Source organism: Oleiphilus sp. HI0132, from assembly GCF_001635845.1.
The window spans coordinates 1-823 of record NZ_LWGJ01001677.1 but is presented as its reverse complement, the minus strand read 5'-3'; the positions used below and the strand labels follow the sequence as shown (position 1 = coordinate 823).

Sequence of the window (823 nt, the reverse complement as noted above, 5' to 3'; positions counted from 1 at the left end):
ATCAAGCGATACGAATACATCAATTAACGAACCGCTGCTGTCGCTGGAAAAATCTGACAGTTCGATACCTGCACGGCGCTGCGCTTCATTAATGCCTTGTTTCATCTGGCCGGCGGCCGGATGTTCAGGATAAGCCTCTAAAACTTTAGACCAGTACTCAATAGCTAGTGAGAAGTCCTCAGACGTAAACGCATTGATTGCTAATAAACTTAAGGTATTTGGTTCGTTTGGGTTTAGTTCTAATGCCTTGTCAATCGTACCTTTAAGCGCGTCGGTGAAAATGCCCTTGGATGCGTAATATTGAGCCTGAGCTGTAATTCCGTAGGTTGCAGCAAGATCTTGATAGTTTATCTCGGGAGCCTCTTTTAACAAGCGAGTAACTTGTTCGAATGCGTCGACAGCAAGAGAATAGCGCTCGGTGTTCATTGCGGTGCGTGCTAGCAGGCCCCAGCCTTGAATGTTATTTGGGTTATCTTTTAGCTTGGCGTGTAATTGTTCGAGTAAGGCAGAGATGTCACCGTTTCGTGCTTGCTCAGTGGCACTAGCGAGCTCTGCATTACTTTCACTTCCTTCAAGATAGGCAACAACATCGTTGTAAGCGCCATAGTGGTTATAAAGAGCGGCGCTTAGTGCGACAACAACGGATACGCTGCCAAGTATAATTCCAATTGATGAGAATTTACTTAGCGAACTAGAGGTGGAATCAGAGTGGCTTTGATCGATGCGATCGGCATCTTCGAGCAGCGTGTTATCAAGTTCTTCCTTAAGTTGAGCATATTGCTCGTCACCGATCACACCGCTATTTTTATCTAACTGTAATTCA

1 protein-coding gene is annotated in these 823 nt (G+C 45.3%); it reads right to left on the bottom strand.

All coding sequences use genetic code 11. The features are described from left to right. On the bottom strand, positions 1-823 hold an 823-nt coding region (ccmI, locus tag A3766_RS25690; RefSeq protein WP_068643236.1), incomplete at both ends, for a c-type cytochrome biogenesis protein CcmI.